Origin of the sequence: Streptomyces flavofungini, from assembly GCF_041028215.1 — a bacterium.
Classification (GTDB): domain Bacteria; phylum Actinomycetota; class Actinomycetes; order Streptomycetales; family Streptomycetaceae; genus Streptomyces; species Streptomyces flavofungini_B.
In genome coordinates this window covers 1-7,513 of sequence record NZ_JASKYR010000424.1, presented here as the reverse complement: position 1 = coordinate 7,513, position 7,513 = coordinate 1, and the positions used below count along the sequence as shown (strand labels likewise).

Below are 7,513 nucleotides of genomic sequence, written 5' to 3'. Positions count from 1 at the left end.
CGTCGATGCATGCGGTCCCTCGCCGGGAGGGCTTACGTTCTTCTGCCGCGGGCCCGTCGTCGCGGTGGAAATGGCACCTTTTGGGGTCAGGGTGCGGCGAGGGTGCCGATCGGACGTCACGGTTGACGAGCGGGCGGGCACCGGCCGTCGGCACACGGCGGCGGAACGAGCGCAAGCGGGTGACGGAGGAACGCAGACGGCTCGCCGAGGCGCGGAGCGCCGCCGACGACGAGCGAAGGCGCAGTGCCGAAGCACGCGACGCCGCCGCCGACGAACGGGACCGCGGCGCGGACGACCGCGACAACACCGCCGCTCACCGCGAGTTCGTCGCCGACGCGCGGGAACGGGCGGCCGACGCACGGGAAGAGGAGGCCGACGCGCGGCAGGAGCGGCTCGCCGCCTGGGAGAAGCAGGTCGACGAACGGATCCGCGCGGCGGGGCAGAGCACTCCCAGCCTGCGGCGGCGCTCGTACGAGCAGATCGACCGCGTCCAGGGGCTGCTCGCGGCGAGCCAGGCGCGGCTGACCAGGGGCGAGGCGGCGTTGCGCCGCGCGGACGCGGCCGACTCACGGGAACAGGAAGGCATCGACCGGCAGACGGCGGCATCGGCCGTCCGGCAGGCTTACGACGAGCCGCTCCCGGCGGACGTCCTGAGGAACCAGGCGGATCAACTGCGGAAGCAGGCCGTCGACGCGGCCGAGGCGCTAGCCCACACACTGGACGCCCTGGCGCTCGACGGCACGGAACAGGATCACACCGAGCGGGCCGCCGCGTACCGGCGCCGGGCCGGGAAGGCGCGCGCCGCGGCCGCCTCACTGCGTGCGACCGGCAAGCCGTTCGACGACGACGGCCGCTCGTAGTCCCGGCGGCGGGGCGGCGCCTGGGCTCACCCGGAGTACGGCAGGCGCACGGCCAGGGTCACCACGGTTCCGGAGGGGCCCGATTCGACGGTGAGGCCGTCGGTGAGCCGGTCGACGAGCCACAGATTCGGTCCGGCCGGGTCGAGGTCCAGGTCCGGGACCCGGACCCGGACCGGGACCGGGACCGGGACCGGGACTGGCCCAGGATCCAGGGCTGGGTCCATGATCCGGCAGATCAGGTGGCCGTCGCTCCGTTGCAGTACGAGCCTTCCGGCGCCGTCCGGCTCCTCGACCGCGTTGACCGCCACGGCGTCCATCGCCACCACGAACTCGCCCAGGCGCGGCTCGGGCAGCCCTTCGCGGTTCGCGTACTGCTCGACGAGCAGCCGCAGCCGGGGCAGGTCGTCCTGGGTGAAGCGGGATTCCAGCAGGGTGACAGCGGGTTCCTCACGGGGCCCGGACGTCGTCATCAGCGCTCCACTTCGCTGAGCCGGAGCTGGGGCACCTCGTCGGCTCCGGCTTGCCTGAGCAGTCGGGCGGGCACGGGACCGCAGCGCACCCGGATGTCGCAGCGCCGGTCGACGACCAGCAGCCGCAGCAGGTCCACGGCGCACGCGGCACTGAGGAATATGAGGCCGGACAGGTCCACGGTCAGCTCGTCGCCGTCGCCGACGCGTCGCAGCGCCTCGTGCAGGGCGCCGATGAACTCCTGCCGGGTGGCCAGGTCGGCCTCCCCCGCCACCCTCACCGTGCCCGGCGTGTGTTCCACGTGCAGGGCGCCGAGGCGGGGAAGCAGTCGGCAGGGGTGGGCCTCGTGCATGGCCGTCATGACCTCGGGGGTGAACCAGCGGCTGTCGTAGGCGCAGATCTCGGTGTAGGGCCGGTCGGTGAAGAGGTGGTGCGCGTGTGCCTCGCGCCACTTCATCACTTCCACTTCGGCGTCCAGGTCCCCCACCCAGTGCATGTCGATGTAGGTGCGCAGACCGCGGTAGCCCTCGGTCAGCGCGCGCTCGGTCTCCTCGGCGATGCGCCGCCACTGCCGCTGGGGAGTGAACACGCTGTGGGGGTGGATGAGTGCGCGCATGCTGCTGACCACCAGTTGGCCGCGCTCTCGGGCCGCTCCCAGCAGGGCGCCCGGTGCGTCGAGGCGGCGCCACACCTCGTCCTCGCTCAGGCCCGGGGCGGCGAACACCATCACTTTCTCGTGCCCGGCGAGTCCCGCCCACGCGAAGGCGGACACGACGTCCCGGCCCGCTTCGTCACCGTCGTAGCTGATGAAGGCGTGGTCACCGGACCGGAGTTGCTGCACCGGGATCGTACCGACAGATGCCGGGCCGACGGCAGGCATCACTCACCTCATCCATGGCGGGCTCCACAACGACGAAAACAGGCTGCCAGGCTAGTGGTCCGCGCGGGCCGAACCGGCCCATGCCGTAGTTGTGACACCTGCGTGTCCGTCCTTGGACGGTCGTAGCGCCTCAGCTTTCGCCCGGGGAGCGAAGACGACCGTTCGGGTCGCGGAGCGCCTTCATGTTCCGACGGCGGCGGGGCGGCGGCCGCACCCGGCCACCGCCCGCGGAGGTGTCAGAGGACGCCGCCGGTGGCCCGGGTCAGCGGCCCGTGACCGCGGCGCACTTGGGCACCGCCCAGCGCGTAGGCGCCCGCCAGCATGGCGACGGCGCCACTCCCCACTCCGACCGCGATGGCCTTGCGGTTCTTGAGCACCGTCCAGGTCGTGGAGGCGGCCTGAAGTGCCTTGCCCGGTACGGTGGACAGCACTTCGCCGCCCGCCTTGGCCTTCTCGCTCAGCGTGGCGCCGAGGGCCGCCGTGCCCTGCGCCGCATCGGCGACCGTGGACCGCACGCCGCGCGCCGCCGCACCCGCCTGATCCGCAGCTTCGGAGGTCGCCTTGGACGCCGCCGTGGACGCGGTCTTCGACGCCGAGCCGGAGGCGGAGGTGGCCCCGGAACGGGCCGCGCCGCCCGCGGACTTGGCCGCTCCCGACGCAGCCTGTTCGGCCTTGTCCTTCTGTGCCTTGCCTCGTGTCGAGGCGTTGCCTTCGTTGGTGCTCACGTTCTTTCTGGATTCACTCATGCCCTCCGTCTGACCGCGTCTACTTGTTCGAAACAGCCGAGTGCGCGTGACCGCTTCCGGCACAGGGGCGCGCGGTCAGTTCAGGGCGCTGCGCACCACCTCGACCGCGGAGTTGGCCAGCTGCTGGGCGACGCCGTTCTCCTTGCCGACCAGGATGTGGTTGGACTGGTCGATGCCCTGTCCGACGGTGCTGCCGAGCGGCGGGTTGGCCTCGGTGGCGAGGGCGGGTGCGGCGACCGCCATGGGCGCGGCGGCGAGCGAGACGGCGACGAGGGCACGCTTCATGGGATTCATGGGGTTCATGTGGTGCAAACGATCACAGACCGACATCGTCACGTAGGGACCGGCGTTCTGCGCCCAGGCGGGGAGGGCTACGCCGTTTTGACCGCTCCGCCGTCGATGAGGTGGTCCGCTCCGGTCGTGGCGGCGGCCAGCGGCGAGGCGAGGTAGGTGACGAGGGAAGCGACCTCGTCCGGTTCGATGAGCCGGTCGACGAGCATGCCCATCGCGGCGGGCAGCCCGGCCACCAGGTCACCGCGGGAGATCCCCAGGGACGCGGCGAGTTCCGCTCCGTAGCCGGTCTCGCTCTCCCACATCGCCGTGCGGACCGGCCCCGGCGAGACGGTGTTCACACGGACGCCGCGCGGTCCGAACTCGTCGGCCAGCGCCTTGCCGAACGCGGTCAGCGCGGCCTTGGCCGTCGTATAGGCGATCGGGCCGCTGTGCGGGACGCGGGCGCCCGTCGACGACACGTTGACGATGGAACCGCGGCTGGTCAGCAGGGCGGGCAGGGCCGCGCGGGTGACCCGGACCGCCGCGAAGAAGTTGAGGTCGACCACCTCGGCCCACTGCGCGTCGGTCGTGCCGAGGAAGCCGCCCGTCAGACCGCCGTCCCCGCCCCCCACGTTGTTGACCAGGATGTCGATCCCGCCCAGCTCGGCCGCGGCCTCCCGGACGAGGCGGTCGGCACCGTCGGGATCGGCCAGGTCCACCGCCACCGGCACCGCACCCGCCGCGCTCAGTTCGGGCGTGGGCCTGCGAGCGGCGGCGACGACGCGCACGCCCTCGGCGGCCAGGGCGCGCACGACGCTCAGCCCGATCCCGCGACTGGCGCCCGTGACGAGGGCGGTTCTGCCGTTCAGGTGCATGTCCATGGCGGACCTCCGTGAGTTGCATCAGTTGCGACGCATTGAACGTACGACATGCGTCACTCGTGACGCAAGTAGCATCAGACCCGCTACAAGCGAGTACGCTCTGCATGCCCCTGCACCTCCCCGGCCGGAAGGAGCCGCGCCCCATGGCGAAAGCCGCCGTCACCAAACCGATGCGCGCCGATACCGAGCGGACGGTGCGCGCGATCCTTGAGGCCGCCGAGCGCGTGCTGTCGGCGAACCCGGCCGCGACCGTGGAGCAGATCGCCGAGGCCGCCGGGGTCGCGCGCACCACCGTGCACCGGCGCTTCGCCTCACGCGACGCGCTGATCACCGCGCTCGCCGCCTGGGCGACCCAGCGCTTTCACGAAGCCGTCGAAGCCGCCCGCCCGGACACCGCGCCGCCCGCCGTGGCGCTCCACCAGGTCACGGTCAATGTGCTGCGCGTCAAGGTGAGCTGGCGCTTCGCGATGGACGCCACCGCCACCGAGGCGGACCCCGAGGTGGCGCGCCTGCACGCGGAGGTGCTCGACGCGTGCGAGCGGCTCTTCGTCCGCGCACGGGACGCCGGTCTGCTGCGGCCCGACACCGACCTGGACTGGGCGCGGCGCGTGTACTACGCCCTCATCCATGAGGCGGCGGGCCAGGCACCGGCCACCGACGCCGCCGTCGACGCGCTGGCCACCCGCGTGGTCACCACCCTCCTGCACGGCCTGGGCGGGAACGGCCGCCCGCGTTGAACCGCTGAGCCGCCGTCAGGCGTCCCCGCGCCCCACCAGGGCGATGTCAGTCCTCGACGTGACGTTCAACTTCCGCATGATGCGGGCCACATGGTGCTCGACGGTCCGGGTGGAGAGGACCAGGCTCTCGGCGATGTCGCGGTTGGCGCGGCCCTGGACGACCAGGCGGGCCACCTCCTGCTCGCGCGGGGAGAGCTGGTCGCCGTAGCCGAGGCGGCCCCTGCGGTGGGTGGTGACGATGGCGTGGCGGCGCAGCAGACGCTGGCAGCGGGCCACGTCCCAGCGTGCGCCGAGGTCGCGGTAGGACTCGATCACGTCCTGGATGACATCGGCCGCCGCCTCGCCGCGCAGGTCGAGCAGACAGCGCCCGCGGCTCTCCGCCGCCCGCGCGGCGTCGAAGGGACGGCCGAGCGCGCGCCACCGGTCCTCCGCGTCGGCCAGCAGGTCCACGGCCGCCTCCGGCCGGTCGTCGGCCTCGGCGAGCAGGGCCCGGCACACGGTCAGGGCGGCGTGGGAGGCGGGCGCGTCGCGGTGCTCGGTCCCCGCGGCGAAGTCGGCGACGAGCCGCTGGGCCCGCGCGGTCTGCCCGCTGCCGTGCAGGGCCTCCACCGCGGTGGGTGCCAGCTCTCCGGCCCACACCCAGCCGCCGGTCCGCTCGACGCGGTGCAGGGTCTCCTCGACCGCCTCGCACGCCTGGCCGGGGCGTCCGGCCTCCAGGTGGACGCGGGCGGTGGCGGCGGCCGACGCGGTGAGGATGACGCCCGTGTCGTAGCGGGTGATGCGGGCGGCCTCCGCGAGGTCGCGGCGGGCCCGGGGCACGTCGCCGAGCACGTGCAGCGCGGTGAGCCCGCGGACCAGCATGGCCTCCGCGGTCAGGTCGGGGATCTCCTGATAGAGCCGGGTGGTGTGGTCGGCGCGTGCGTGCAGCCCCTCCCAGCGGCCCTCGTGCCAGGCGAGCACCAACTGGGCGGTCCGCGTGAGCCCTTCCAGGTACGGGCTGCTGGTGTCGGCGAGGCCGTGGGCGGCCCGCTTCAGGAACGCGCGGCCCCGGTCGTCGTAGCCGAGGGCGGTGGCGGCGTGCGCCAGGTTGGTCCAGCCCCGGGTGTGGTGTGCGGCTTCCATGGCACTGGCGGCCGGGCCGCGCAGCGCGTCGGCGGCGGTCCAGGCGCGGGGGTCGCCGAGCAGCATCAGGGCGGTGGCGCGGTTGGCGGCGATGGCGGCGCGCGCCACCGGGTCGGTGACCTGGCCGGTGAGCGTCTCGACGCGGTCGAGCCAGTGCAGGTGGCGGTCGATGGACCAGCCCTTGATGGAGGGGATGGCGGCCACCGCCATGGCGCGTGCGGCGGTCTGGGGGTCGGAGACCTCCAGGTCCGGGATGGCGCGGGCGACCTCGTTCAGGCTGTCGAGGGCCCCTCCGCTCTGGTTGCGCAGCACGACGCTCAGGTGCAGCCGGATCTCGCCGCGCAGCCGGGGCGGCGGGGCGTCCTCGTCGAGGACACGCCGAACGGCGGCGACCACGTCGGTGCCCGCGCGGGCCAGTTGGGCGGTGCGGGCCAGCTTCGCGGCGGTGCGGATGCGGCCGTCGGGGCGCGGGTCCTCGGCGATGACCCTGGTGTAGAGGCTGGTGGCGGTGGCGTAGTCGCCGGTCGTGGCCGCGCGGTCGGCCGCCGCGACGAGGCAGCGCAGGCTCTCCCTGACCCGCCCGGCCGCCGCGTACAGCCGGGCGAGGACGGTCAGCGGGAGCGGTCCGCCGCCCCGGTGCAGGGCGCGGGCGGCGCGCAAACTCAGTCCGGCCAGGCGCGGTCCGGGTATCCGCTCCAGGGCGGCGCGGCGGTCGAGCGCGTTGCGGAACACGAGGTACGGGCCCTCGGCGCGCAGCACGGCCCGGCGTACGCACGCGTCCACGGCCGCCTCCGCGCGCGCGGGCGCGACGTCGGCCACCTCGGCGAGTACGGCCACGGGGACCGCACGGTCGAGTACGGCCGCGGCGTCGGCGACGCGCAGGGCCTCCTCGCCCAGACCCGTCTGCCGCAGGGCGAAGTCGCGCCGGACGCGTGCCGGTACGCCGGCCTCCCGTACGGCGGCGAGCACGGAGTCCGCCACCTCGCGGCCACCGCCGTCGGCCTCCGTGGCGCTGCCCCGGTGCTCCTCGGCGGCCCGCAGCAGGGCTTCGGCGGCTCCGGGCAGACCGCCGGTCAACTCCTGCGCCAGGACGACCAGATCGTGCAGTTCGTCCACCCGTTGGAGCCCGTGGACGAGCAGCCACCGCCGGACGTACTCCTCGGTCTCCTCGTACGTCCACGGCCGTACGCCGATCTCGGCGACGCGGGTGCCCACCGGCAGGCGGACCCCGAAGACCGGGAGCCCCGGCGCGGCGCTCTCGGTGACGATCAGCCGCAGGCGGGGCGGCATCGCGCCGAGCAGGTGGTGCAGCAGGGCGAGGGTGGCGGGGTCGGCACGGTGGACGTCCTCGACGACGAGTACGGCGTCCCCGAGCGAGGCGAGCAGCGCCGCGACGGCCCGGGGGAACAGTCCGTCCCGCACCTTTGGATCGGCGGCGCCCGGCGGCGGCTCGGGCAGCCGGTCGGCCAGCTCGGGTACGAGAAGACCGACGACGMCGGTGACCGSCGSCAGCGGCTCACCGGGGGCGCCGGGCSGSYMCGSGSAG

The 7,513-nt window shown here is 74.1% G+C and carries 7 protein-coding genes and 1 pseudogene; 2 read left to right on the top strand and 6 right to left on the bottom strand.

From position 1 onward, the window contains the following. Positions 1 to 179 precede the first annotated feature (179 nt). Complete coding sequence (locus tag AB8Z36_RS25750; RefSeq protein WP_369215761.1) at positions 180 to 860, top strand: hypothetical protein; 681 nt, start codon at positions 180 to 182, stop codon at positions 858 to 860. A gap of 26 nt (positions 861 to 886) precedes the next feature. Here AB8Z36_RS25750 and AB8Z36_RS25745 read toward each other — a convergent pair whose 3' ends face one another. The 5 genes from AB8Z36_RS25745 to AB8Z36_RS25725 form a co-directional block, all read right to left on the bottom strand. Continuing rightward, the gene (locus AB8Z36_RS25745) at positions 887 to 1,330 is read right to left on the bottom strand and encodes an ATP-binding protein (RefSeq protein WP_369215760.1); all 444 of its coding nucleotides are present in this window, start codon (positions 1,328 to 1,330) and stop codon (positions 887 to 889) included. Further along, entirely contained in the window at positions 1,330 to 2,169 is an 840-nt protein-coding gene (locus AB8Z36_RS25740) for an MEDS domain-containing protein (RefSeq protein WP_369215759.1), read from the bottom strand. The genes AB8Z36_RS25745 and AB8Z36_RS25740 overlap by 1 nt, the downstream gene beginning before the upstream one ends. 275 nt (positions 2,170 to 2,444) lie before the next feature. Beyond that, positions 2,445 to 2,954 (bottom strand): hypothetical protein, encoded by a 510-nt coding sequence (locus AB8Z36_RS25735; protein ID WP_369215758.1) that lies wholly within the window; start codon positions 2,952 to 2,954, stop codon positions 2,445 to 2,447. A gap of 75 nt (positions 2,955 to 3,029) precedes the next feature. After that, on the bottom strand, positions 3,030 to 3,239 hold the full coding sequence (locus AB8Z36_RS25730) for a hypothetical protein (protein WP_369215757.1): 210 nt from the start codon (positions 3,237 to 3,239) through the stop codon (positions 3,030 to 3,032). 86 nt (positions 3,240 to 3,325) lie between these two features. Next, complete coding sequence (locus AB8Z36_RS25725) at positions 3,326 to 4,108, bottom strand: SDR family NAD(P)-dependent oxidoreductase (protein WP_369215756.1); 783 nt, start codon at positions 4,106 to 4,108, stop codon at positions 3,326 to 3,328. A 143-nt stretch (positions 4,109 to 4,251) separates the two neighbouring features. Here AB8Z36_RS25725 and AB8Z36_RS25720 point away from each other — a divergent pair, with 143 nt between their 5' ends. Next, positions 4,252 to 4,845, top strand: coding sequence for a TetR/AcrR family transcriptional regulator (locus tag AB8Z36_RS25720; protein ID WP_369215755.1), 594 nt, complete (start codon positions 4,252 to 4,254; stop codon positions 4,843 to 4,845). 15 nt (positions 4,846 to 4,860) lie between these two features. Here the strand turns inward: AB8Z36_RS25720 and AB8Z36_RS25715 are convergent. Beyond that, positions 4,861 to 7,513 (bottom strand): annotated as a pseudogene (locus tag AB8Z36_RS25715) (LuxR C-terminal-related transcriptional regulator); the annotation flags it as partial.